The following is a 24,213-nucleotide window of genomic DNA, read 5'->3' as shown; positions in this document are numbered from 1 at the left end:
GAGCAATCTGCCCCCGAACCCCAGAATTTTGTTCCGATGAGGGTTCATGTCGGTAACGAGAAAGAACCATTTCGTCCCTCAATGGCATCAGGAACGGTTTTTCGCAGACGGGAAGAACACTCTCTTCTACCTAAACCTCGCCCCGCCCATGCACACCAGGCGGGATGGAAGCCTCAAGCCCGGCAATTCATTGTTCAGATCTCCGACGTCACGCGCATTCGTACAGCAGGACCTCTATTCTACCTTCTTCGGAACTGACGTGGACGATGAGATCGAACGCAAGCTGTTCGGCGATATCGATGCCCGAGGGGCAGAGGCGGTTCGAGCTTTCACTGGCACCGATCAGGCAGCGTGGCATTCTAATTTCGAGAACTTCTTCGAGTACCTCGATATCCAGATGCTGCGAACGCCGAAGGGATTAGCCTGGTTACGCAAGCAATATCCCGAGCTATCGCAGAATGAGTTAATGCAGGAGATGCAAAGCATCCAAATGCTGAACATCACAACGTGGACGACGGGGGTTCGGGAGATCGTATCGGCTGAGCAATCGCCCACGAAATTCATCGTCACCGATCATCCGGTCACGATCTACAACCATGGCGTACCACCGACGGATTCCAGAAATCGATATCCTGATGATCCCTCCATCGCATTGAAGGGATCGCAGACCGTCTACCCGCTCGGCGCCGACCATTGCCTGATCCTGACCAACCTAGAATACGCGCAAGAGCCGGGCGTCGAACCATTGGTTAAGAGGACCTTCGCCCGGCGCTTCCACCCGGCGATGGTGTCAACAATCAATTTCATCCGAACCCGGCAACTAACCCAAGAGCAGGTGGTTGAAGTCAACTTCATCATGAAGGCCCGTGCCGAGAAGCACGTCGCGGCCGGTCGCGAAGAATGGCTCTACCCGGAGAAGACAGTCACGAAGTCATGGCGTGATTTGCGCACGACCCTTCTGCCACCCCAAAATGGGCTCTTCCACTTCGGTGGCGAAATGTACGTTGGCTACGATGATGGTCGGGTCGACTACCAGGATCAGTTTGGAAGGTCGGAAAAACCGCGTCCCTGGTTGATAAAGCCCGCCCGGGCTCAACCTCTAAAACCGCGTGACATTTGCGGCTGCGGCTCCGGTTTCTCCTTCGGGGATTGCTGCAAATCTAAGCCAGCGCACCTACGGCCCATCTGGTCGGAGAAGAGCATCAGAGAGCGAAATTTGATGCTGCTGACCGGCGTAGCCAACCTGTTTGAGATGGCAGGTAAGGACTGGAATACCGTTCGTAGAGAGATGACCGACGAGCGGATATCGAAGGTCTACAGCATGTACGAATCTCTCTGGCCTCGCGAGACAGATTTGCTCTCCCTGCTGCCCAAGCCCGATGGAACGCTGCGTTCGGTTTACACCGGGTCGCTGCACCCTAAGCTCATCACCGAATTCGCTTTGGGGTCATCGCTCTATTTCGGTGAAATTATAATTCAGCACCCGTTCATCAACCCCGGTTCGCTGGTAAAAAAAATGCGTCCAACCGAGGATCCGCACGCCTATCGCGGCGAGATCCTGAAGTCGCTGATGACGTTCCTAAACATTATGCCATTGGTCGAAATTGGTCTTGTTCACCTTATCCCGGACCCTTGTGATTTCGACCTGCACCTGCGCGACCAGATGATGCGCATGGCGAGCACGCGCCGAAAAATGCTGAGGTTCGATCCCAAAGATGACCCCAGGATGGAAAAAGTCATTCAGGAAGATATGCATCGAACGATGCTTGGAATACCTGAAAAGGCACTGCGCTCACTGCTGGCAAAGATGCCGCAACCGGACACGACCATAGACGTCGACGAGATGATGCCGTTCATTGAACAGATGAGGTTGGACGATCCTCTGGCCGTTCTGCAGGAAAACTCTCTTGGATCCGGCGGTCAGTTGGAAATCATGAAGATGGCGCCGAACTTCGAGATGGCAATGTATCTCGCGCAGGCGACGGGCGCGCAGATACTCACCGATAGCCCCTTCAGGTGGCGGGAGTTGCAAGCTGCGCTCAATCGCCGCTACATCGGTACCGAAACGGCGCTTCAAAATTTGCAGGTTGCCATTCAGGCGGCGCCTCTTCGGTTTCCCGTTGACCACCAAGCGATCGAGGCGTTGGGGGCAAGCGGGGCGTCTGCCGAGATCACGTCGGTGTTTCGCTCGGCCTTCAACTACATTAGAGATCGAAAGGTGGGAGGGACGAAACCCAATTTCGAAAAGCACCTTGCCGCACGTTTCCTACGCGGTAAGCGAGTTGCAGATGGCGCCATAGACAGGGCGGACATCCGATACGGCACCGGAAAAGTAACCAGTCTATTTCGGGTCAATGGCTTCCAGGACAATACAGTCAATCGGTTGCTGCTGATGTCCAGTTCTGAGCACCACCTTCCTTGGGTACCGATGGCGAGCTATATCAGCCGCTAGATTGTGGCCGGTCCACACGATGCCCGAATCACTCCAGGCGGTGCGGCACTTTCTCTGACGTTGATCCTGGTGCGATCATCCGGCCTGGCCCCACCGTATCCACTTGGAACGGCAGAATTCGGCGTTTTCTACCCGAAAGCTGTCAGGCCGCTGTCGGCCCAAGGCTGCCGGGCGCAAGGCGCCTCATGTACAAACCCGCTCCGCGGGAGGGTCGCCTAGTTGTGGGGCTGCGGTAAATCATCGTCCGTGAGCAGGTAAAGGCTGCTATCAGACGATGAAGTTCCTTCAACGAGAGGAACTCCCCATGGCGACTCGCTTCAACGAAGGCCGACATGAGGGCGTCCCAGCGTCGGGGCGCTCTGTTTTTATTCGCGCGACGTGCGCGCTATCCGCCCCGCTCCGCAGTGTCGCCTCTCGATCCCGCCGAGCCAAGATCCGCTCGCCTATACCCAAATGGTGGGAATGCGCTATGGATGCCGTCATGAGACAGTCGCCTGGCAAACTGAGTACCGAAGCGCGCATCTACGCGAAAAATCTGGCTTACGAGATTGCTCGACGAGAGAGGATAGGCGCGCCTATGCTCGATCCCGGCGGCAAGGCGACGACGTGGCGCGATGCGCAAGTAGCGCTACGTCACGCGTTCATGGATGAAGGATCGCCGCCGCGACGGGTAAAGCTTCTTGATGCCGCCGCTACGCGTCTGGAGCGCCTCTCTCCCTCTGATCGTGGTTTTCGCATCGCGCTAATTTCGGAAGGCAGCCGGCAGAGATCGATATTCGATCTGCGCATGCTGGTGCATGGCAGCCATCCGCTTGAAGGGCTGGAGCACGAAAGCGGAGTAACTGCGCTATGCGCCACCTTCACAACGAAGCGCAGCAAGCGCGACGCTTTTGATGTCGTCCCATCTGTTTACCTTTCCGATCACACCATCGGGCGCCTACGCGAGCGTTCTGAGCAATGGAGTACCCCCGAGGCTGGGTTAGCTGCTCTGCATATCGCGACTGTTGCTGCCGATCTTGCGCGTCCTGACCATCGGTTGAGTTTCTTGAAGATGTCTTCGCTGTCCTGCGCTATCGATGGAGGTATCCTTACGGGAGCGATGCGGCGCAGCCCCGTCGACCATGGGACCGTACCCCTATGGGACGTCCGCACGCTGCTCGATGACGATTTCAAACTCGATCCGGCGACTGTTCAGCAGGCCAGTCAGGTCGCCGAGCTTGTCACTCGCGTCCTAGTAGGTGGCGAGAACTGGATGACGATCAGCCTTCAATCGAGGAATAGTGGCGCTATCGATTTCGTTGAACCGCGCGAGGATCATGTCACGGCGACGCTGCGCGCTCGAGTGGGGGTCAAGAACTGACGCGCGGTGGGCGGCGAACGAAAGACCATTCTTGTTTTCCGGATAAGAATGCGCCACGTCCATCTGCATCCAAAGAGGCAGTGATTTTCCGTTGTCAATCTTGGGCCGGAAGCAGGCGTTCTAAGTGCCTCGCGACGAATGGCAGCTATCCCACCCTCGGTGCCTGAAGCGGACGGTCTGGAACCGGCCCCAAGGCTGCCAGTCAGCAGCGCGCATTTTGCAGCCAGTGGAAGCACTTGGCGCCGCAGCAATGCGGCTACGACAAATTGATGGAGCGCAGTTCAATTTGAACGTATCCCGCTCTAGTCGGGACGGCGATAGGCCAGAACCTCGGTTGGCATGCTCAGGCTCTGCAAGGAGCCAGGTGCTGCGCCGCCGATCCAGCCCAGCACCGAGCGGGCGAGCTCGGCGCCGGCCAGCCGGAAGTTCTCGTTGACCACCAGCAATTCCCTGCGGAACAGGTGCAGCAGGTCGGATGACTGCTTGGATACCACGTCGACGTCCCGGCCGAGCTTGAGGCCGACGTCCTCGATGCCGGCGACGATGGCGAGTGTCGCGGCAGCGGCGCTGCTGACGAAACCGTCCGGCCTGACGTCGCGGCGCATCAGCTGCGCGGTCCTCATCCTGATCTGCTCGATCGAATGGTCGACCGAAACGGTGTTGAACGGGATCTCGCTGGCGCCGACCTCGCTCAGCGCATCGGTGAAGCCGTTCAGCGTATGACTGTGGTAGGTCAGCTCGACTGGAGGCGCCAGCAGAGCCAGCCTGCGGCGGCCGATGCCGGCCAGGTGGCGCACAGCCTCGGTCGCGAACGCGTAATTGTCGAAATCATGATAGGGGTGGATCAGCCCCATATCGGTGCGGCCATGCGTGGCGAAGGGAATGCCACGCTCGAGCATGTAACGGGCCCTGGGGTCATTCGGCTGGGTGCGCGAAATGATGACGCCGTCGGCGGAGCCGGTCTCCACGAGATAGCGTATCGGGTCCAGGGGATCCTGCGAGCGTGAATAGGGCGTGACGATCAGGTGGTAGGGTGTGTCGGCGATGACTTCCGAGACGCCGTAGATGATGTCCGAGACAAAGCTCATGATCTCGCGCTCGGTGTTGAGCACGAGGCTGATGACGTTGGTCTTGCCGGTCCGCAGGCGCACACCGGCGCGGTTCGGCCGGTAGCCGATCTGCCTGGCGACGAGCTGGACGCGTCGCCTGGTCTCGGCGCCGATCTCGGGCGCGTCCTTCAACGCCCGCGACACGGTGGTGACGCCCAGCCCGGTCATGAAGGCAAGCGTCTTCAATGTCGGCCTGCCCGAGCCCTCGTCGTCCTTTTCCGTCTGATCTCTGTCCATTCATCCCGCCCGTCAGGCGCATAGCAGTTGCCGTGCAGGTCGGCAATCGGCGATGAACACCCTATATACTGAAACGTTACAGATTGTCACTTGCCATCGCGCAGCGGCCAGTAAAAGCTAGCCTGGATGAGCGGCGCTTCGTTCGACGCAAGCGTCGGCAGGCTTGCCCGCTGAGCAAGGTTTTGCCGAATTTCACGCATTGCAGCATCATTTTGCAGTGCAGCCTGCCTTGCTGCGGTGCAGTAGGCGGACATTGCGCGGCGAGTTTGTTCGCTGCTCGAAAAAAATGCCGAACCGCTCCTGTTCGGGGGTTGCGCGCCTCCAACAATTGCCGTATCGAAAATCTGTAACGTTTCAGATTCTGGGAGGAGCCGAAATGCGATACCAATTCATGACCGCTGCGTTGGCGGTGACAACCGCGCTCGCCGCCCCGGCGGCAGCGACGGATCTGGAAGTCACCCATTGGTGGACTTCAGGCGGCGAGGCGGCGGCGGTCGCCGAATTCGCCAAGGCGTTCGACGCGACAGGCAATCGTTGGGTCGACGGCGCCATCGCCGGCTCCGGCGGCACGGCGCGGCCGATCATGATCAGCCGCATCACTGGCGGCGACCCTATGGGCGCCACCCAGTTCAACCACGGAAGGCAAGCGGAAGAATTGGTGCAGGCCGGTCTGATGCGCGATTTGACCGAGCTCGCCACCAGGGACAAGTGGGCGGAAATCGTCCAGCCGAAGAGCCTGCTCGACGGTTGTACCCTCGACGGCAAGATCTATTGCGTGCCGGTCAACATCCACTCCTGGCAGTGGCTGTGGCTGTCGAACGCGGCCTTCGAAAAGGCCGGTGTGCCGGTGCCGAAGAATTGGAATGAATATGTCGCGGCCGCCCCGGCGCTGGAGAAGGCAGGCATCTTACCGATGGCGCTCGGCGGGCAGCCCTGGCAATCCTCGGGCACCTTCGACGTGCTGCTTACGGCGGTCGGCGGCACGGACGCTTTCTTGAAGGTCTATCGCGACAAGGATGCCGAATTCGCCGCCGGGCCCGAGGTCGCGAAGGTGTTCAAGGCCGCGGATGATGCCCGCAAGATGGCGAAGAACACCAATGTGCAGGACTGGAACCAGGCTACCAATATGGTCATCTCCGGCAAGGCCGGCGGCCAGATCATGGGCGACTGGGCGCAGGGCGAGTTCCAGGTTGCCGGGCAGACCGCCGGCAAGGACTATACGTGCCTTCCCGGCCTTGGCCTGAACGAGGTCATCGCCACCGGCGGCGACGCCTTCTACTTCCCGCTGCTGCAGGACGCGGAAAAGTCCAAGGCGCAGGAAGCGCTGGCTAAAACGCTGCTCGATCCCAAGACGCAGGTCGCCTTCAACCTCAAGAAGGGCTCGCTGCCGGTGCGCGGCGATATCGATCTCAAGGCGGCGAACGACTGCATGAAGAAAGGGCTCGACATCCTGGCCAAGGGCAGCGTCATGCCCTGGACGGACCAGCTGCTGTCGCAGGACACCCAAAAGCAGAAGGAGGACCTCTTCTCCGAGTTCTTCGCCAAGCCTGACATGACCGTGGAAGAGGCGCAAAAGCGCTTCGCCGACATCGTCGCCTCAGCGGACTGACGATCGACGAACCGCTCGCTCCCGGCCCGCCGCGGGGCCGGGAGCTCAGGGTCAAGTCTTGACCCTTGGCCCTGACCCTTTGGCCTTACCCGATCCAGCCCGGCTGTGCAGATGAGCAAGAGCGAACGCCCCAACCAACTCTTCCGCAACCTTAACGCCAAGGTCGCCTCTATTCCGATGGTCCTCACCGCACTGGTGATCTTCGTTGGCGGCAGCGCGTGGACGGTGCTCTATTCCTTCACCAATTCAAAACTGCTGCCGCGGCTGAACTTCGTCGGGCTCGACCAGTATTATCGGCTGTGGTCGACGCCGCGCTGGCTGGTCTCGATCGAAAACCTGCTGGTCTACGGTGTGCTGTCGCTGGTGTTCTCTCTGGTCATCGGCTTCATGCTGGCGGCGCTGCTCGACCAGAAGATCCGCTTCGAGGACACGTTCCGCACCATCTTCCTCTACCCGTTCGCGCTCTCCTTCATCGTCACCGGCCTGGTCTGGCAGTGGCTGCTCAACCCGGAGTTCGGAATCCAGGGGGTGGTGCGCGGCCTCGGCTGGGAAAGCTTCAGCTTCGATCCGCTCTACAATTCCGACATCGTCATCTACGGCATCTTGATCGCCGCGCTCTGGCAAGGCACCGGGCTGATCATGTGCCTGATGCTGGCGGGCCTGCGCGGCATCGACGAGGATATCTGGAAGGCCGCGCGGGTTGATGGGATACCCACCCTGAAGACCTATCTGTTCATCATCATCCCGATGATGCGACCGGTCTTCATCACCGCGCTCGTCATCATCGCCGCCGGCATCGTCAAGGTCTATGACCTGGTCGTCGCCCAGACCAGCGGCGGTCCCGGCATCGCCTCCGAAGTGCCGGCCAAATATGTCTATGACTACATGTTTTTCGCCCAGAACCTCGGCCAGGGTTTTGCCGCCTCGACCATGATGCTGCTGTCGGTGGTGGTCGTCATCGTCCCCTGGGCCTATCTCGAATTCGGAGGTAAGAAGCGTGGCTGACCTCGCCGTTCCCCTGCCTGCCGGTACGGGCTCTATCGGGCTTGAGGCATCCGGGCCGCGAGGGCCGAAGCCGCGGCATGTGTTCTCGCGCCGCAACATCTTCCTCTACGGCACGCTGATCGTGGTGGCGCTGTATTATCTGCTGCCTCTCTATGTGATGGTGGTGACATCGCTCAAGGGCATGCCGGAGATACGCCTCGGCAACATCTTCTCGCCGCCGCTGGAGATCACCTTCGAGCCTTGGGTGAAGGCCTGGTCCAGCGCCTGCACCGGCCTCAACTGCGACGGGCTCTCGCGCGGCTTCTGGAATTCGGTTCGCATCACCGTTCCGTCGGTCGTCCTGTCGATCGCGATCGCTTCGGTGAACGGCTACGCGCTTGCCAACTGGCGCTTCAAGGGCGCCGACACATTCTTCGTGATCCTGATCGTCGGCGCCTTCATCCCCTATCAGGTGATGATCTATCCGATCGTCATCATCCTGCGCGAGATCGGCCTCTATGGCAGCCTGAGCGGCCTGGTGATCGTCCATTCCATTTTCGGCATGCCGATCCTGACGCTGTTGTTCCGCAACTATTTCACTTCCATGCCGGAGGAACTGTTCCGCGCGGCGCGCGTCGACGGCGCCGGCTTCTGGGGCATCTATTTCCGCATCATGCTGCCGATGTCGCTGCCGATCTTCGTCGTCGCCATCATCCTGCAGGTGACCGGCATCTGGAACGACTTCCTGTTCGGCGTCGTCTACACCCGCCCCGACACTTATCCGATGACGGTGCAGCTCAACAACATCGTCAACTCGGTGCAAGGCGTGAAGGAATACAACGTGAACATGGCCGCCACCATCCTGACCGGCCTGGTACCGCTCGTCGTCTACTTCGTTTCCGGCAAGCTTTTCGTGCGTGGCATCGCCGCCGGCGCGGTGAAAGGATGATGATGACAAGACTCGAAAATCCCAGCGTCTCAATCCAGGACCTGTCGCTGAATTTCGGCGCAATCTCGGTGCTGGAAACCCTCAACATCGATGTCGCCGAGGGCGAGTTCATCGTGCTGCTCGGGCCGTCCGGCTGCGGCAAGTCGACCCTGCTCAACTGCATCGCCGGTCTGCTCGACGTTTCGGACGGCCGCATCTTCATCAAGGGCAAGAACGTCACCTGGGAGGAGCCCAAGGACCGTGGCATCGGCATGGTGTTCCAGTCCTATGCGCTCTACCCGCAGATGACGGTGGAGAAGAACCTGTCCTTCGGGCTGCGCGTTGCCGGCATTTCCAGGGACGAGATCGCCAAGCGCATAGCAAGGGCCGCCGAGATCCTGCAGATCGAGCCGCTGCTGCAACGCAAGCCGTCGGCGCTTTCGGGCGGACAGCGCCAGCGTGTGGCGATCGGGCGGGCGCTGGTGCGCGACGTCGACGTCTTCCTGTTCGATGAGCCGCTCTCCAATCTCGACGCCAAGCTGCGCGCCGAATTGCGCGTCGAGATAAAACTGCTGCACAGCAAATTGCAGAACACCATGATCTATGTCACCCACGACCAGATCGAGGCGATGACGCTGGCCGACCGCATCGCGGTGATGAAGGGCGGCGTCATCCAGCAGCTCGATGCACCACAGACCATCTACAATCGCCCGGTCAACCGTTTCGTCGCCGGCTTCCTCGGCTCGCCGGCGATGAATTTCCTCGACGGCAGGCTGGAGAAGGACGATGGCAACTGGCACTTCGTCGCCGAGGAGGTGCGGATCCCGCTTGCCACCTACGCTTTCGAAAAGGAGCCCGTGCCGGGAGCGGCGGTGTTCGGTATCAGGCCCGAGCATGTCGCGTTCAACAGCGGCTCCGGATGGCCGTTCACAGCCACGTCAAATGTCGTGGTCGTCGAACCCATGGGTTCCGACACGCTGGTCTGGCTGAAGCTCGCAAATCAGAATTTCACCGTGCGGGTGACATCTGAGCGCACGCCAAACAACGCCGACACCGTGAGCATCGGTTTTGACCCGATGCGCGCTTCGCTGTTCGACGCCGCAACCGGCACCCGCCTGTAACTCCCCGAGAATTTCACCCTCAAGCCCATCCATCCCCAGAGAACGGACAGAGACGATGAATTGGTCATTCCAACTTTACAGCGCCCGCAACTTCCAGCCTTGGGCAGGGGTGCTCAAGATGCTCGGCGAGCTTGGCTACGCGCAAGTCGAAGGGTTCGGCGGCGTCTATGACGATCCCAAGGCTTTTCGTGCCGAACTCGACAAGAACGGCCTCGCCATGCCGACCGGCCATTTCTCGATCGATGCGCTCGAGAACGATTTCGACGGCGTGCGCAAAATCGCCGACGCGCTCGGCATCACGCTGCTCATCTGCCCCTATCTGGTCGCCGAGAGCAGGCCGACCGACGCCGCCGGCTGGCGCGGCTTCGGCGCACGCCTGGCCAAGGTCGGCGAGACGGCTGACAAAGCCGGCTACAGCTTTGCCTGGCACAATCATGATTTCGAGTTCAAGAAGCTTGCCGACGGTTCGGTGCCGCAGGACCATATCCTGGCGGCAGCGCCCGACATCGGCTGGGAGATGGACGTCGCCTGGGTGGTGCGCGGCGGCGACGATCCGCTGTCCTGGATCGAGAAGCATGGCAAACGCATCGCCGCCGTCCATGTCAAGGACGTCGCCAAGCCCGGCGAGGGCCTCGACGAGGACGGCTGGTCGGATGTGGGCCACGGCACGATCGACTGGGCCGGTCTGATCCAGGCGCTGCGCGCCAAGAGCGCCGCCAAATACTACGTCATGGAACACGACAACCCCAACGACATCGAGCGCTTCGCCCGCCGCTCGATCGCAGCCGCCAAGACCTATTAGGAGCAAACCAGCATGGCAAAAAAACTTGGGGTCGGCGTCATCGGCTGCGGCAACATCTCGAAGGCGTATTTCTCGTTTGCGCCGCTGTTTCGCGGCATCGAGATGCGCGCCTGCGCGGATATCAACACGGATGCAGCCAAGGCGCGGGCGAAGGAGTTCAAGCTGCGCGCCGAGACAGTCGAGGGTCTGCTCAAGGCCGACGACATCGACATCATCGTCAACCTCACCGTTCCGGCGGTGCACTATGAGGTGTCGAAACAGATCCTCGATGCCGGCAAGCACGTCTATTCGGAAAAGCCGTTCGTGCTGTCGGTCAAGGAAGGGCTGGACCTGAAGAAACTGGCGGAGAAAGACGGACTGCGCATCGGCTCGGCGCCGGACACTTTCCTCGGTGGCGCGCACCAGCTCGTCCGCAACCTCATCGACGGTGGCAAGCTCGGCAAGATCACCAGCGGCACATGCCATGTGATGAACCATGGGATGGAGCATTGGCACCCCAATCCGGACTTCTTCTTCCAGCCTGGCGCTGGGCCGGTGCTCGACATCGGACCCTACTATATCACCAACCTGATCCAGCTGATCGGGCCGGTGAAGCAGGTGGCAGCCTTCGCTTCGATCCCGAAGACGGAGCGTACGATCTCGTCCAAGCCTCGCGCCGGCGAAAAAGTCCTGGTCGCCACGCCGACGACGATCCACGGCGTGATGGAGTTCGAGAATGGCGCCGTGGTGACGCTCAATACCAGCTGGGACGTGTGGAGCCATGGCCATGCGCCGATGGAACTCTACGGCGAATTGGGCACGGTGTTTTTGCCGGATCCGAATTTCTTCGGTGGCGACGTTCGCTTCACCGATGCCGCCAAGCCGGTCAAGAAGCTGCCAAAGTGGAAGCATCCGTTCGGCGTGGCCAACCAGATGCATTCGCACGGCATGATGGCCAACTACCGCACCGCCGGTCTCGCCGACATGGCGCTGGCTATCACGGAAGGACGGCCGCATCGCTGCTCGATGGAACTGGCGCTGCATGCCGTCGATGTGATGACCGGCATGTTGCGGTCGGGCGCGAGCGGAAAGTTCGTTGCCATGCAGACCACCTGCGAACGGCCTGCGGCACTGGGCGTCAAGGATGCGGAAGGGCTCTTGGCGAAGAAGAAGTAACGCAAGCGCTTCAGCGATCCCTCTCCCCATAGGAACGGCGAGAGGCTAAGGGTGAGAGGCAGAGCCGACTCACCCTTTTTTCGCGGTGGCAACTGCCGGGCTCGCTTTTGATTTGAGGATATTCCATGCCCTATGTGCCCGCCGAAAACCGTTACGAGAACATGGTCTACAATCGCTGCGGGCGATCCGGCCTGAAATTGCCAGCGATCTCGCTCGGGCTCTGGCACAATTTCGGTGACGACACGCCGCACCGGACCAAGCAGGCGATCGCGCGCAAGGCCTTCGATCTCGGCATCACGCATTTCGACCTCGCCAACAATTACGGCCCGCCGCCCGGTTCGGCGGAGATGGCTTTCGGCGAAATCCTGCGGACGGATTTCTCCGCTTTTCGTGACGAGTTGATCATCTCGACCAAGGCCGGGTATGAGATGTGGGCCGGACCCTATGGCGAGTGGGGCGGGCGCAAATATGTGCTGGCCAGCCTCGACCAGAGCCTGAAGCGGATGGGCCTCGACTATGTCGACATCTTCTATTCGCACCGTTTCGATCCAGAAACGCCGCTGGAAGAAACGATGGGCGCGCTCGATCACGCGGTGCGCTCGGGCAAGGCGCTTTATGCCGGCATCTCCTCCTACAATTCGCAGCGCACGCGCGAGGCCGCCGACATATTGAAGCAGCTCGGCACGCCCTGCATCATCCATCAGCCGAGCTATTCGATGCTCAACCGCTGGGTCGAGGACGACGGTCTGCTCGACACGCTGGAGGGGCTCGGCGTCGGCTCGATCGTGTTCACGCCGCTGGCGCAAGGCATGCTGACCGACAAATATCTCGGCGGCATCCCTGAGGGCAGCCGCGCCAGCCAAGGCAAGTCGCTGCGGCCGGCCTTCATCAACGACAAGACCATCGCCAACATCAAGGCGCTGAACGCCATCGCCGGCCGACGCGGCCAGACGCTGGCGCAGATGGCGCTGGCCTGGGTGCTGCGCAAGGGCCGGGTGACCTCGGCGCTGATCGGCGCGAGCCGGCCGGAACAGGTCGAGGATTGCGTCGGCGCGCTGAAGGCGCTCGATTTCAGCGATGCCGAACTCGCCGAAATCGACACCTACGCGCGCGAGGCCGACATCAATCTGTGGGCCGCCTCCGCCGAGCGCAAGGGTCCGCCACGGAAGTGACAATCACTTCAGGTTTGCATCGATTGGCATAGCCAAACAATGCCTCGGAGTTGGCCGGCTTCTGGGCCATGCCGACACAGAAACAGTAGCAAAGAGGCTGGTTCGTCGCTATCTGGAGAGAACTGAAGCCGCTTGCATGCGGAAATGACGTGCGAGCGGCGCAAAACGGGTTGGAAACAGGATCATGGCGGCAAGGGATGTGCTGACGAAAAACCAGTTGTGCGTGCTCGAGAAACTCGAGGCCGCCAGCGGGCCGCTCAGCGCCTATACGTTGCTCGACCAGCTGCGCGATCGGGGTTTTCGTGCACCGCTGCAGGTCTATCGCGCGCTCGACACGCTGGTGAAATCCGGCTTCGTGCACCGGCTCGAAAGCCTCAATTCCTTTGTCGCCTGCGCCGAGCCGCACGACCACAGCCATTCGATGACCGCCTTTGCCATCTGCGACACATGCGGGCAGGTGACCGAATTTTCCGACCATGATGTCGGACACCGGCTCGACGAATGGGTACGCTCGACCGGTTTTGCCGCCAAGAAGGCGGTGATCGAGTTCCGCGGGACGTGTGCCAAATGCCTGGCCGAGGCGGCTTAGCTCTTCGTCATCCTAGGGCGACCGACGCAAAGCGGAGCGAAGACCCTAGGATCCATTCCGTTACGTTTCCGGCACTTGCAGCGCCGCAGAAATTATCTCCGCCGCCGCTGCGCTTTGGCGTCACGGCATGGATCCCAGGGTCTGCGCCGCGTCGCTTCGCTCCTTGCTTCGCCCTGGGATGACGAAGGCGATGAATGTTCAATGCGCCTCTTCCCAATTGTCGGCGGCGCGGGCGTCGACGTGCAGCGGCACGGACATCGACACCGCCGGCATCGCGGCGTTCTCCATCACATGACGCACGACGGGGATTGTCGCCTCGACCTCGGCTTCGGCCGTCTCGAAGACCAGTTCGTCATGCACTTGCAGCAGCATGCGGGCGGAAAGCTTCGCCTTTTCCAGCGCTTCGTCCATGCGTATCATGGCGCGGCGGATGATGTCGGCCGCGGTGCCCTGCAGCCGGGCGTTGATCGAGGCGCGCTCGTTGAAGGCACGGACTGACGGGTTTGACGACCGTATCTCCGGGTAGTGGATGCGGCGGCCGAAGATCGTTTCGACATAGCCGTATTCGCGGGCATAGGCCTTGGTCGCGTCGATATAATCGCGGATGCCGGGGAAGCGTTCGAAGTATTTCTTGATGTAGGCGCCGGCCTCTTCGCGCGGGATCGACAGCTGGTTGGCTAGGCCAAAGGCGGAAATGCCGTAGATGATGCCAAAATTGATCGCCTTGGCGCGGCGGCGTACCTCCGAGGGCATGCCCTCGACCGGCACGTTGAACATCTCCGAGGCGGTGATGGCGTGGATGTCGGCGCCGTCGGCAAACGCCTGCTTGAGCTGCGGGATCTCGGCGACATGGGCGAGCACGCGCAGCTCGATCTGGCTGTAGTCGGCGGAAACCAGCTTGTTGCCCTTGTCGGCGATGAACGCCGTCCGGATCTTTCGCCCCTCGACGGTGCGTACCGGAATGTTCTGCAAATTGGGATCGGAGGACGACAGCCGGCCCGTCGTCGTTGCGGCAAGCGCGTATGAGGTGTGGACGCGCTTCGTATCGGGATGGACGAAACCGGGCAGCGCATCGGTATAGGTCGATTTCAATTTGGTCAGCTGGCGCCAGTCGACGATCTTGCGCGGCAGCTCGTGTCCCTCTGCGGCGAGGTCTTCCAGGAGCTGGGCCGAGGTCGACCATTGGCCGGTCTTGGTCTTGGAGCCGCCGGGCAGGCCCATCCTGCCGAACAGGATATCGCCGAGCTGTTTTGGCGAGCCGATATTGATGCGCTCACCGACGAGTTGGTAGATCTCGTCCTCCAGCCGCGCGGCGCCCTGTGCCAATTCGCCGGAGAGCCGCGACAGGATCTGCCGGTCGACGGAGATGCCGCGCTGCTCCATCCTTGCCAGAACCGGCACCAGAGGCCGTTCCAGCCGCTCGTAGACCGAGACGAGGCCCTTGGCGGCAAGCCGCGGCTTCAGCACCCGCCAGAGCCTGAGCGTCACATCGGCGTGCTCCGCGGCATAGGCCGTTGCCTTGTCGATGTCGACCTGGTCGAAGCCGACGAAGCTTCTTCCAGAGCCGGCCAGTTCCTTGAGGGCAATGGTCGAGTGGCCGAGCCACTTTTCCGACAGAGCCGCCATGCTGTGGCCGCCGGACGTGCCTGCGTCGAGCACGTAGGAAATCAGCATGGTGTCGTCGAAGGGGGCGATATCGATGCCGTGGCGGCTCATGACGACGATGTCGTATTTCAGCTCCTGAACGATCTTGAGAACCGACCTGTCCTCCAGCAACGGCTTCAGGATGGCAAGCGCCTCACGGATCGGAATCTGGTTTTCGACCACTCCGCCGCCGAGCAGGTCGCCATTGCCGCGTTTGTGGGCGAGCGGCACATAGGCGGCGCGACCGGGCGCAGTGGCTATGGACAGGCCGATCAACTCGGCCTGCATCGGATCGGCTGAATTGGTCTCGGTGTCGAAGCCGACGATGCCGGCCTCCATCGCCACGGCCACCCATGCCTTCAACACTTCAGTGTCGCGGATGGCGACGTAGGCGCTGGTGTCGATCTTGCTGGCAGTGGCGTCCTCGAAGCGAAGCGCCGACAGAAGCGAGGGGGTGTCGCCTTGCTTGGGTTCCACCTTGATGGTGGCCGGCACCGCTTCCCCGGCTTCGTCTGTCACTGTGCCTGCCGCGCTTTCGGCGGCGCCCGGCACGCCAAACCCCATATCGGGACCATGCGCGGTGTCGGCGCGCTCGACAATGACGGGAACGGGTTTGACGTCAGCCGCTTCCGTTCCGGTCGCTTCCGCCACGCGGCGGGTCAGCGAGGAGAATTCCATCGTCTTGAGGAAGCCGATCAGCCTGGGTCCGTCGGGCGGGTGCAACACGAAATCATCGAGCCCGCCGTTCAACGGCACGTCGTTCTTCAGCGTCACCAGTTCACGCGAGATGCGCGCCTTGTCGGCATTGGCGATGATCGATTCGCGGCGCTTGTCCTGCTTGATCTCGGTGGCACGGGCGAGCAGCGTATCGAGATCGCCGAACTGTTCCAGCAATTGCGCCGCCGTCTTCGGCCCGATGCCGGGCACGCCCGGCACATTGTCGACCGAATCGCCGGTCAGCGCCTGCAGGTCGATCATTTTTTCCGGCGGCACGCCCCATTTCTCGATCACCTCGGGAACGCCGATCTGGCGGTCCTTCATCGGGTCGTACATGGCGACCGAAGGGCCGACCAGCTGCATCAGATCCTTGTCGGAGGAGATGATGGTGGTGTCGGCGCCGGCTTCGCAGGCAAGCCGGCAATAGCTGGCAATCAGGTCGTCGGCCTCATAGCCTTCTGTCTCGATGCAGGGCAGGTTGAAGGCCCTGGTCGCCTGGCGGATCAGGCCGAACTGCGGGATCAGATCTTCCGGCGGTGCCGAGCGGTTGGCCTTGTATTCGGGGTAGAGATCGTTGCGGAAGGTTTTCGACGAATAGTCGAAGATGACGGCGAAATGCGTCGGCACGATGCCGACATCGGTGTTGCGGGCGTCCTGCGTCAGCTTCCACACCATGTTGCAGAAGCCGAGCACGGCACTGGTCGGCAGCCCATCGGATTTGCGGGTCAGTGGCGGTAGCGCGTGATAGGCACGGAAGATGTAGCCGGAGCCGTCGACAAGGAAGAGATGATCGCCTTTTTTCATGGGACGAAGGGATAGCGCGGCGCGGCGTCGTGGTCCATGCCAAAGGCGGCCTCAACCACCGGTTCCGGCAACATCCCTGACACGTCGATCCGATCACGGCTATGTTACGAAAGTGTAATCTTCGTGCCCTTGAATCGCCACGTTCGGAGACACAGATAAACGCCATCGGCATTTTTCGCCGAGGTCCGGAGCAAGGCCCGTCCCCCGCCTATCCCGGACACTTGCGGCAGCCTATCCCCCCTCTCCGGGCTGCCGCATCGTTTCGAGTAAAGGCCGCCGTGGTTCCCCCTCCACCACGGCGGCATTTTTTTGCCGTTTGAAGCCCGTGGTCCAACGACCGCCGGCTTTTCGTTTCTGCCGCGCAGCTTTAGGGTTGCCGCTCAGAATCGAAAGGCTTGATAAAAATGTCCAGAATTTCTCCCGTCCTCGACCGCCTCGACAAAAATCTCGACGAGAGCCTGGAGCGCCTGTTTGGCCTGCTCAGGATCAAGTCGATCTCCACCGATCCATTCTATGCCGCAGACTGCCGCAAGGCGGCAGAATGGTCGGTGGCTGAGCTCAGACTGATCGGCTTCGACGCAAGCGTGCGAGACACGCCAGGCCATCCGATGGTGGTGGCGCACCATGACGGGCCGGCGGGCGCGCCGCATGTCCTGTTCTATGGCCATTACGACGTGCAGCCGGTCGACCCGATCGAGCTTTGGGAAAGCGATCCGTTCGCGCCTTCGGTAAAGCAGATCGAGCCCGGCCGCCAGGTGATCGCGGGACGTGGTTCGGCCGACGACAAGGGGCAGTTGATGACCTTCGTCGAGGCTTGCCGCGCCTGGAAGCAGGTGCATGGCGGGCTGCCGTGCCGCATCACAATTCTGTTCGAGGGCGAGGAGGAGTCCGGCTCGCCATCGCTGAAGCCGTTCCTCGAGGCAAATGCGGCCGAACTCAAGGCCGATTTCGCGCTTGTCTGCGACACCGGCATGTGGGACCGCGAAACACCGTCCATCTGCGTCGCGCTGCGCGGGTTGGTGGGCGAGGAGATCACGGTGAAAGCCGCCGACCGCGACCTGCATTCCGGTCTCTACGGCGGTGCTGCCGCCAATCCGGTTCGCATCCTGGCCAGGATCCTGGCCGACATCCACGACAAGGACGGCCGCGTCACCATTCCCGGTTTCTATGACGGTGTCGAGGAGACGCCTTCGCAGATCCTGAAGTCGTGGGAGGCGCTCGGCGAGACCGCTGAGACGTTCCTTGGGCCCGTCGGCCTGTCGATCCCTTCCGGCGAACACGGCCGCTCGGTGCTCGAACTCACCTGGGCGCGGCCGACTGCCGAGTTCAACGGCATTATAGGTGGCTATACCGGCAAAGGGTTCAAGACGGTGATCGCGGCGGAAGCCTCGGCAAAAGTGTCTTTCCGCCTCGTCCACAAGCAGGATCCGGAAAAGATCCGCGCCGCTTTCCAGGCCTTCGTCAGGGAGCGCATCCCGGCCGACTGCTCAGTCGATTTCCACCCGCATGGCGGCTCGCCGGCGATCCAGCTTTCCTACGACTCGCCATTTCTCGCCAAGGCCAAGGACGCGCTGTCCGACGAGTGGCCGAAGCCGGCGGTGACCACGGGAAGCGGCGGCTCGATCCCGGTGGTCGGCGATTTCCAGACTTATCTCGGCATCGAATCCTTGCTGGTCGGTTTCGGGCTCGACGATGACCGCATCCATTCGCCGAACGAGAAATACGAGATGAGTTCCTTCCACAAGGGCCAGCGCTCGTGGGCGCGCATTCTCGACGCGCTGACACGCTGAGAGGGCGAGACTTCAACTTTCTGTTGATTTTTAAGCGGATCGCGGCGAGGACGGGCTAGAGCGACGTGCGTCCAGTTGGACGCACGAAGTACGCATGGGCCGCGACCGGAGAAGACGATGAGCGATATCCGCTTCCACAAGAACGACCTGCCGGGGCTCCTGCACTACGACGTCGGGGCGGTCGCCATCGACACGGAGACGCTGGGGCTGAACCCGCATCGCGACCGGCTTTGCGTGGTGCAGATCTCGCCGGGCGACGGTTCCGCCGACGTCATCCAGATCGCGCCCGGCCAGAAGAAGGCGCCAAACCTCGTCAGCCTGCTCAGGAACCGCAGCATAACCAAGCTGTTCCATTTCGGCCGCTTCGATCTCGCCGTCCTCTACCACGCCTTCGGCGTCATGCCGGAGCCGGTGTTTTGCACCAAGATCGCCTCGCGGCTGACCCGAACCTACACCGACCGGCACGGGCTGAAGGATATCTGCTTTGAGCTTCTCGGCGTCGGCCTGTCGAAGGCGCAGCAATCGTCGGACTGGGCGGCGGAGACGCTGTCGCCCGAACAACTCGAATATGCAGCCTCCGACGTGCTCTATCTGCACCAGCTGCGCGATGTGCTGACGATGCGGCTGGCGCGCGACAACCGGACCAAGGAGGCCGAGGCCTGCTTCCGCTTCCTGCCGACGCGTGCGAAACTCGACCTGATGGGCTGGGATGAGGCAGACATCTTCGCCCACAGCTAAGTGGAACCAGGTGTTCGCCTCGACGTTCTATCGATCGATGGAGGGGATGAAATGACTGCCAGAAAACCAATCGAAACAGCACCCAGGGATGGCTCCAAGGTCACCGTCTACTGGAAGGACAGGGACGGGGTGATGAACGAATCCATCGCGCAGTACAGGTCGCTCGACCGGCTGAAAGCGGCCGGCGGCGACTGGGACGAGAACGACACCGGCTGGTGGGCCTATACGGACGGTCATACGCAAAGAAAGATCGATCCGGTCAGCTGGCGGCCTGTATCCGCGGATGAAGACGGCGAATAATGACGCCGCTGGCGGCGCCGGCTTCTTTCCAATAGGTTGGACCTGTTCCAATCGGAGGTCGATTCGGAGCTTTCTGCTCCGCGACCATTCGCTCGGGAGGGATGTGCAATGGGTACTGAGAGCCTGCTTCTCTTCATTATCATCGGCGCCATCGCCGGCTGGCTCGCCGGCTTGATCGTCAAGGGTTTCGGCCTCGGCCTGATCGGCAATATCGTCGTCGGCATCGTCGGCGCCTTGATAGCCGGCTTGCTCTTCCCAAGGCTAGGATTCGCCATAGGCGGTGGCATACTTGCCTCCATTATCCACGCCACGATCGGCGCGGTGATCTTGCTCGTGCTGATCAAGCTGGTGAAGCAGGCCTGATCCTGCGAAGCACATCAAGGGCGCGCCATGAAACAGAACATGCTCTATCTCGTCATCGGCGCGCTCGTCGTCGTGGTCATCGCGCTCGGCATCTATGTCTATCGCGAGCAAACCAGGCCGGAGGGCGTGGAACTCAAGATCGACGACAAGGGAATATCGATCCAGCGGAATTGAGCGGGTGTTGGATTGGCGCGGCAAACGAGCCGATGACCCCCATCAGGCCGAAAATTGACGATAAGGCAGGGGCCGCTCCATCCTTCGATGCACCCGAAGAGAAGCCAAGCTGGACATGGAATGAGAGTGACGTATCGACACATTCGCGGTATGATCTTGGTACAGGGAGTTTGGGGCCAACCCACCTACTATTAGGAGGTTGCCATGAGGCACCAAACACTGGACCAACTGCATACGGTGGCAAAGGTACACAGAGACCCAACACCTCCTGCAATGGACCGAACCCAGCGTCTCGAACGTTGGTCAAAACTTCTTGAACGGCAGCCCAACCGACTCCTCACCGCACTTATCGGGACCGAATATCGTTCGTCACCCGAGCGCGAAATTATGCGTAGCGAAGGCTCGCCAATCTCGGTTGCCTTCGAGGATTCGATCCTGCGCGATGAGGGGCTGAAAGACGATACTTATGGCGAAGCAAAGCGTTTCTTCGAATTGACCGACAATGAGCTCCACGAAATTGTCTGCTACTGCCATGTGGGCGAGACGATGCAATCATCCTGGGCAGCGCTTTCCGTTCGTGCTGCGATTGGCTAACGCATGATCCCCCAGTGCGCGTGACTTTGGTGACAAGGTCATGCGTAGATTCGATGGTTTAGAGCGCGATCGAACGCACTTTACCGATCGCGCTCTAATGACGAGCATAGATTGCGGCAACCTTGCTATGGGCGGTCCGCGCCGAACGACTGCGGCTGGGCAGTTGATGCCGAAATGCGAGAACGCTCCGCCGTCTCGCGATAGACGCCATTGTTGCCGACCGCCAGGAGCAAGGAACGGAGCGGTGACGTGCCGTAACGCATTGAATTAACTTTGAACCATTTAACCCGCCCTTAAATCGCCGCATCTACTCTTCACCCGGAACGCCATGGAGCGACGTGCGTCCGTTCGGACGCACAGAGTGCGCTCTACGACTTTGAAGCTTCGCATCGGCCCGAAAATTGCGAGTTCGGGCCGATGCGATAGGCATCGGGACAGACAGCACAGCGCATGGCGAACCGCAGAGACAGCCGCATCGAACCGAGCTTCGAGGGACCGCCGCGGGCGAAATCCTCGGCCGGTTTTTCGGTGAGCGAGGAGGATCGCGTCGTGCCGAGCAACCGCAACACCTCTGCAAAGCGCCAATCGGCCAGGACAAAAGCGTCGCGTCGCGGGCGCGGCAAAAGCCGGCGCGGCCTGTTCGGCGTGCTCGGCCGGCTGGCCTACTGGTGCTTCGTGCTGGCCATCTGGGGCGGCATCGCCGCCGCCGGCATCGTCGTCTATTACGGCGCGAAAATGCCGGCGGCCACCACCTGGGCCATCCCCGACCGCGCGCCCAATATCAGGATCGTCTCGGTCGACGGAAAACTGCTCGCCAATCGCGGCATGAGCGGCGGCGAAGCCGTCGGCCTGCATGAAATGTCGACCTATATTCCCGAGGCCGTCATCGCCATCGAAGATCGCCGCTTCTATTCGCATTTGGGCATCGACCCGATCGGTCTGTCCAGAGCCATGGTGGCCAACGTTGTCGGCGGGCGTTTTTCGCAGGGCGGCTCGACGCTGACCCAGCAATTGGCGAAAAACCTGTTCCTGACACCCGATCGCACGCTGGAACGCAAGGTGCAGGAAGTGCTTCTGGCGCTGTGGCTCGAGCACAAGCACACCAAGGACCAGATCCTCGAAATGTATCTCAACCGGGTCTATTTCGGCTCCGGCGCCTATGGTGTCGAAGCGGCCTCGCGCCGCTATTTCGGCAAGAGCGCGCGCGACGTCACGTTGCCGGAGGCCGCGCTCCTCGCCGGCCTGTTGAAAGCGCCGTCGCGACTGTCTCCGGCGCGTGACCCGAAGGCCGCCGAGCAGCGCTCGCAGCTTGTTCTCGCCGCCATGCGCGACGAAGGCAAGATCAGCGCCAAGGAACTGACCACGGCGATGAGCGCGCCGGCGTCGCGGGTGGCATCCTACTGGACGGGCTCGGAAAACTACGTCGCCGACGCCATCGTGGAAGAACTTCCCGACCTGATCGGCGACGTGCGCGGCGACATCATCGTCGACGCCACCGTCGACCTGACGCTGCAGAAGCTCGCCGAACAATCGATCCGCCGACTGATCGACGGCAGCGGCAAAAAGCTCAATGCCAGCCAGGGCGTGCTGGTGTCGATCGACAATTCCGGCGCGGTACGCGCCATGGTCGGCGGCTATGATTATTCGACCAGCCAGTTCGATCGCGCCTCGGAGGCGCGCCGCCAGCCCGGCTCGGCGTTCAAGCCCTTTGTTTACATGGCGGCGCTGGAAGCCGGCCGCACGCCCGACAGCGTGCGCAATGACGCGCCGATCAAAATTGGCAAATGGACACCCACCAACTACGGCGGCAAGTATTTCGGCAAGGTGACGTTGGCGACGGCGCTGGCGAAGTCGCTGAACTCGGTGGCCGCCCAGCTGACCATGGAAGTCGGGCCTGACGCGGTCGTCGAGGCGGCGCATCGCATGGGTGTCCAGTCCGACCTCACGGCCAACACCTCGATCGCGCTCGGCACCTCCGAAGTGACACCGCTGGAACTGACGTCGGCCTATGTCCCCTTCGCCAATGGCGGCTACCGGCCGGATGTCCATTTCATCCGCCGGGTGACGACAGCCGGCGGCAAGGTGCTCTACGACAACAATGGCGGCGCCCCGCGCGTCATCAAGCCCGAGATCGTCGGCATGATGAACTCTATGATGATGGGCACAGTTGAAATCGGCACTGCCAGGAAGGCGGCCTTTGCCTGGCCGGCCGCCGGCAAGACCGGCACCAGCCAGAATTCGCGCGACGCCTGGTTCATCGGCTATACCGCCAATCTCACCACCGGAGTCTGGTTCGGCAATGACGACGGCGGTCCGATGAAGAAGGTTACCGGCGGCGCGCTGCCAGCGCAGGCCTGGCATGAGTTCATGGTCGCCGCGCACGAAGGCGTGCCGGTGCGGCCGCTGCCTGGAACATGGAGGTCGACGCCTGCCGATACGATCGTGCAGGACGAATTACCGCCCAACACGGCGCAACCGGCGCCGGTGCCGTCCGCTTCGGTCAGCCAATCCGCGCCGTCCGCTCAAAAAGCGTCGCCGCCTCGCGCCGTGCGTCCCGCCGAAACGGTCGATGCCGGCGGCTTCGGCATGCCGGGCGGTGGCGGCACCACCGCATCGATCAAGCGCCCGGTGCCGCCCGCCGATGTCGGCGGCCCGGTCAAGAAGCGGCAGACCTCGATCCTCGACATCCTCACCGGCGGCTGACCCCTCGTCATCGCTGCCGTGTTCCGCTACATCTGCGATTTAAAAGTGCTAGAGCGTACTTTGTGCGTCCAAAGGGACGCACGTCGCCCTAGAGAGATCGCGAATGGCTGAGACCGACACCAGAAAGACCATCGTGCTGACCGGCGCCAGCCGCGGCATCGGCCATGCCACAGTCAAGCGCTTTTCGCGTGAAGGCTGGCGCGTCATCACCTGCTCGCGCCAGGCCTTTGCCGAAGACTGCCCGTGGCCGGCCGGTCCGGAAGACCACATCAAGGTCGATCTCGCCGACCAGGAGGATGTCGGCATCGCGATCTCGGAAATCCGCCATCGGCTGGAAGCGCATGGCGGCCAGCTCCATGCGCTGGTCAACAATGCCGGCATCTCGCCGAAGCTCAAGGACGGCAACAGCCGCATGAATTCGATCGACACGCCGATGCATGTCTGGCGCGACGTGTTCCAGGTCAACTTCTTCGCACCGATCATGCTGGCGCGGGGATTGTTCAGGGAATTGGCGTCGGCCAAAGGCTCGATCGTCAACGTCACCTCGATCGCCGGTACCCGCGTGCACCCCTTCGCCGGCACCGCCTATGCGACGTCGAAGGCCGCGCTCGGCTCGCTGACGCGCGAAATGGCGCATGATTTCGGCCCGCACGGCATCCGCGTCAACGCCATCGCACCCGGCGAGATCGACACGGCGATCCTGTCACCGGGCACGGAAAAGATCGTCGAGACGATTCCGCTGCGGCGGCTGGGAACCACGGCCGAAGTCGCCGACATCATCTTCTTCCTGTGCTCACAGCAGGCGTCCTATGTGACGGGCTCGGAAATCCACATCAATGGCGGCCAGCACGTGTGAGCTTTTTCACCC

21 protein-coding genes are annotated in these 24,213 nt (G+C 61.6%); 18 read left to right on the top strand and 3 right to left on the bottom strand.

Features of this window, described 5'->3' with window-relative positions; all coding sequences use genetic code 11:
* Window positions 1-46 precede the first annotated feature (46 nt).
* Window positions 47-2,452 (top strand): DUF4238 domain-containing protein, encoded by a 2,406-nt coding sequence (locus M727_RS0113340; RefSeq protein ID WP_027153098.1) that lies wholly within the window; start codon window positions 47-49, stop codon window positions 2,450-2,452.
* A 469-nt stretch (window positions 2,453-2,921) separates the two neighbouring features.
* On the top strand, window positions 2,922-3,812 hold the full coding sequence (locus M727_RS0113335) for a hypothetical protein (RefSeq protein ID WP_027153097.1): 891 nt from the start codon (window positions 2,922-2,924) through the stop codon (window positions 3,810-3,812).
* Window positions 3,813-4,114: 302 nt separating this feature from the next.
* On the opposite strand, the gene M727_RS0113330 is transcribed toward M727_RS0113335, so the two are convergent.
* Both M727_RS0113330 and M727_RS41475 read right to left on the bottom strand, forming a co-directional pair.
* Complete coding sequence (locus M727_RS0113330) at window positions 4,115-5,158, bottom strand: LacI family transcriptional regulator (protein ID WP_027153096.1); 1,044 nt, start codon at window positions 5,156-5,158, stop codon at window positions 4,115-4,117.
* A gap of 86 nt (window positions 5,159-5,244) precedes the next feature.
* The gene (locus M727_RS41475; RefSeq protein ID WP_156941528.1) at window positions 5,245-5,412 is read right to left on the bottom strand and encodes a hypothetical protein; all 168 of its coding nucleotides are present in this window, start codon (window positions 5,410-5,412) and stop codon (window positions 5,245-5,247) included.
* Window positions 5,413-5,534: 122 nt separating this feature from the next.
* On the opposite strand from M727_RS41475, the gene M727_RS0113320 reads away from it, so the two are divergent.
* From M727_RS0113320 to M727_RS0113285, 8 genes are all read left to right on the top strand, one after another.
* Window positions 5,535-6,767 carry an ABC transporter substrate-binding protein gene (locus M727_RS0113320; RefSeq protein ID WP_027153095.1) on the top strand — a complete coding sequence of 411 codons (1,233 nt, stop codon included), beginning with the start codon at window positions 5,535-5,537 and terminating at the stop codon, window positions 6,765-6,767.
* A 111-nt stretch (window positions 6,768-6,878) separates the two neighbouring features.
* Window positions 6,879-7,772: a sugar ABC transporter permease gene (locus tag M727_RS0113315; protein WP_027153094.1), complete on the top strand. Its 894-nt coding sequence runs from the start codon at window positions 6,879-6,881 to the stop codon at window positions 7,770-7,772.
* 34 nt (window positions 7,773-7,806) lie between these two features.
* Window positions 7,807-8,700 (top strand): carbohydrate ABC transporter permease, encoded by an 894-nt coding sequence (locus M727_RS0113310; RefSeq protein ID WP_245268608.1) that lies wholly within the window; start codon window positions 7,807-7,809, stop codon window positions 8,698-8,700.
* A gap of 2 nt (window positions 8,701-8,702) precedes the next feature.
* Window positions 8,703-9,800, top strand: coding sequence for an ABC transporter ATP-binding protein (locus tag M727_RS0113305; RefSeq protein ID WP_027153092.1), 1,098 nt, complete (start codon window positions 8,703-8,705; stop codon window positions 9,798-9,800).
* 55 nt (window positions 9,801-9,855) lie between these two features.
* A complete protein-coding gene (locus M727_RS0113300) occupies window positions 9,856-10,602 on the top strand; it encodes a sugar phosphate isomerase/epimerase (RefSeq protein WP_027153091.1) in 747 nt (248 codons plus the stop codon).
* A gap of 12 nt (window positions 10,603-10,614) precedes the next feature.
* Window positions 10,615-11,757, top strand: coding sequence for a Gfo/Idh/MocA family oxidoreductase (locus M727_RS0113295; RefSeq protein ID WP_027153090.1), 1,143 nt, complete (start codon window positions 10,615-10,617; stop codon window positions 11,755-11,757).
* Between the two features lie 125 nt (window positions 11,758-11,882).
* Window positions 11,883-12,929, top strand: a complete 1,047-nt coding sequence (gene mgrA / locus M727_RS0113290; RefSeq protein ID WP_027153089.1) for an L-glyceraldehyde 3-phosphate reductase — start codon at window positions 11,883-11,885, stop codon at window positions 12,927-12,929.
* Between the two features lie 184 nt (window positions 12,930-13,113).
* Entirely contained in the window at window positions 13,114-13,518 is a 405-nt protein-coding gene (locus M727_RS0113285) for a Fur family transcriptional regulator (RefSeq protein ID WP_023797411.1), read from the top strand.
* Window positions 13,519-13,716: 198 nt separating this feature from the next.
* On the opposite strand, the gene polA is transcribed toward M727_RS0113285, so the two are convergent.
* A complete protein-coding gene (polA, locus tag M727_RS0113280) occupies window positions 13,717-16,683 on the bottom strand; it encodes a DNA polymerase I (RefSeq protein ID WP_027153088.1) in 2,967 nt (988 codons plus the stop codon).
* Between the two features lie 404 nt (window positions 16,684-17,087).
* Between polA and M727_RS0113275 the strand changes: the two genes are divergently transcribed.
* The 8 genes from M727_RS0113275 to M727_RS0113235 all read left to right on the top strand — a co-directional run bounded on the left by M727_RS0113275 (window position 17,088) and on the right by M727_RS0113235 (window position 24,201).
* The gene (locus M727_RS0113275) at window positions 17,088-18,473 is read left to right on the top strand and encodes a M20/M25/M40 family metallo-hydrolase (protein ID WP_027153087.1); all 1,386 of its coding nucleotides are present in this window, start codon (window positions 17,088-17,090) and stop codon (window positions 18,471-18,473) included.
* A gap of 117 nt (window positions 18,474-18,590) precedes the next feature.
* Window positions 18,591-19,211, top strand: a complete 621-nt coding sequence (locus M727_RS0113270) for a ribonuclease D (protein WP_027153086.1) — start codon at window positions 18,591-18,593, stop codon at window positions 19,209-19,211.
* A 51-nt stretch (window positions 19,212-19,262) separates the two neighbouring features.
* Window positions 19,263-19,511, top strand: a complete 249-nt coding sequence (locus M727_RS0113265; RefSeq protein WP_027153085.1) for a hypothetical protein — start codon at window positions 19,263-19,265, stop codon at window positions 19,509-19,511.
* A gap of 108 nt (window positions 19,512-19,619) precedes the next feature.
* Entirely contained in the window at window positions 19,620-19,874 is a 255-nt protein-coding gene (locus M727_RS0113260) for a GlsB/YeaQ/YmgE family stress response membrane protein (RefSeq protein WP_027153084.1), read from the top strand.
* Window positions 19,875-19,901: 27 nt separating this feature from the next.
* The gene (locus tag M727_RS39925; protein ID WP_027153083.1) at window positions 19,902-20,048 is read left to right on the top strand and encodes a hypothetical protein; all 147 of its coding nucleotides are present in this window, start codon (window positions 19,902-19,904) and stop codon (window positions 20,046-20,048) included.
* A 204-nt stretch (window positions 20,049-20,252) separates the two neighbouring features.
* Entirely contained in the window at window positions 20,253-20,642 is a 390-nt protein-coding gene (locus tag M727_RS0113250; protein ID WP_027153082.1) for a hypothetical protein, read from the top strand.
* 450 nt (window positions 20,643-21,092) lie between these two features.
* Window positions 21,093-23,345 (top strand): transglycosylase domain-containing protein, encoded by a 2,253-nt coding sequence (locus tag M727_RS0113240; RefSeq protein WP_027153081.1) that lies wholly within the window; start codon window positions 21,093-21,095, stop codon window positions 23,343-23,345.
* Between the two features lie 103 nt (window positions 23,346-23,448).
* Complete coding sequence (locus M727_RS0113235) at window positions 23,449-24,201, top strand: SDR family oxidoreductase (RefSeq protein ID WP_027153080.1); 753 nt, start codon at window positions 23,449-23,451, stop codon at window positions 24,199-24,201.
* Window positions 24,202-24,213 lie beyond the last annotated feature (12 nt).

The sequence above is a fragment of the Mesorhizobium sp. WSM2561 genome (genome assembly GCF_000513915.1).
Lineage (GTDB): Bacteria > Pseudomonadota > Alphaproteobacteria > Rhizobiales > Rhizobiaceae > Mesorhizobium > Mesorhizobium muleiense.
Note: the sequence above shows the minus strand (reverse complement) of the source record. Positions and strands in the feature narration are given on the sequence as shown.

Bases quoted from the DNA above. Each gene is read 5' to 3' on its own strand.
- M727_RS0113330 (WP_027153096.1), bottom strand. From the start codon at position 5,158: ATGGACAGAGATCAGACGGAAAAGGACGACGAGGGCTCGGGCAGGCCG.
- M727_RS39925 (WP_027153083.1), top strand. From the start codon at position 19,902: ATGAAACAGAACATGCTCTATCTCGTCATCGGCGCGCTCGTCGTCGTG.
- M727_RS0113250 (WP_027153082.1), top strand. From the start codon at position 20,253: ATGAGGCACCAAACACTGGACCAACTGCATACGGTGGCAAAGGTACAC.
- M727_RS0113265 (WP_027153085.1), top strand. From the start codon at position 19,263: ATGACTGCCAGAAAACCAATCGAAACAGCACCCAGGGATGGCTCCAAG.
- M727_RS0113240 (WP_027153081.1), top strand. From the start codon at position 21,093: ATGGCGAACCGCAGAGACAGCCGCATCGAACCGAGCTTCGAGGGACCG.
- M727_RS0113300 (WP_027153091.1), top strand. From the start codon at position 9,856: ATGAATTGGTCATTCCAACTTTACAGCGCCCGCAACTTCCAGCCTTGG.
- M727_RS0113335 (WP_027153097.1), top strand. From the start codon at position 2,922: ATGGATGCCGTCATGAGACAGTCGCCTGGCAAACTGAGTACCGAAGCG.
- M727_RS0113275 (WP_027153087.1), top strand. From the start codon at position 17,088: ATGTCCAGAATTTCTCCCGTCCTCGACCGCCTCGACAAAAATCTCGAC.
- M727_RS0113320 (WP_027153095.1), top strand. From the start codon at position 5,535: ATGCGATACCAATTCATGACCGCTGCGTTGGCGGTGACAACCGCGCTC.
- polA (WP_027153088.1), bottom strand. From the start codon at position 16,683: ATGAAAAAAGGCGATCATCTCTTCCTTGTCGACGGCTCCGGCTACATC.
- M727_RS0113235 (WP_027153080.1), top strand. From the start codon at position 23,449: ATGGCTGAGACCGACACCAGAAAGACCATCGTGCTGACCGGCGCCAGC.
- M727_RS0113315 (WP_027153094.1), top strand. From the start codon at position 6,879: ATGAGCAAGAGCGAACGCCCCAACCAACTCTTCCGCAACCTTAACGCC.
- M727_RS41475 (WP_156941528.1), bottom strand. From the start codon at position 5,412: ATGTCCGCCTACTGCACCGCAGCAAGGCAGGCTGCACTGCAAAATGAT.
- M727_RS0113305 (WP_027153092.1), top strand. From the start codon at position 8,703: ATGACAAGACTCGAAAATCCCAGCGTCTCAATCCAGGACCTGTCGCTG.
- M727_RS0113270 (WP_027153086.1), top strand. From the start codon at position 18,591: ATGAGCGATATCCGCTTCCACAAGAACGACCTGCCGGGGCTCCTGCAC.
- mgrA (WP_027153089.1), top strand. From the start codon at position 11,883: ATGCCCTATGTGCCCGCCGAAAACCGTTACGAGAACATGGTCTACAAT.
- M727_RS0113285 (WP_023797411.1), top strand. From the start codon at position 13,114: ATGGCGGCAAGGGATGTGCTGACGAAAAACCAGTTGTGCGTGCTCGAG.
- M727_RS0113340 (WP_027153098.1), top strand. From the start codon at position 47: ATGTCGGTAACGAGAAAGAACCATTTCGTCCCTCAATGGCATCAGGAA.
- M727_RS0113295 (WP_027153090.1), top strand. From the start codon at position 10,615: ATGGCAAAAAAACTTGGGGTCGGCGTCATCGGCTGCGGCAACATCTCG.
- M727_RS0113260 (WP_027153084.1), top strand. From the start codon at position 19,620: ATGGGTACTGAGAGCCTGCTTCTCTTCATTATCATCGGCGCCATCGCC.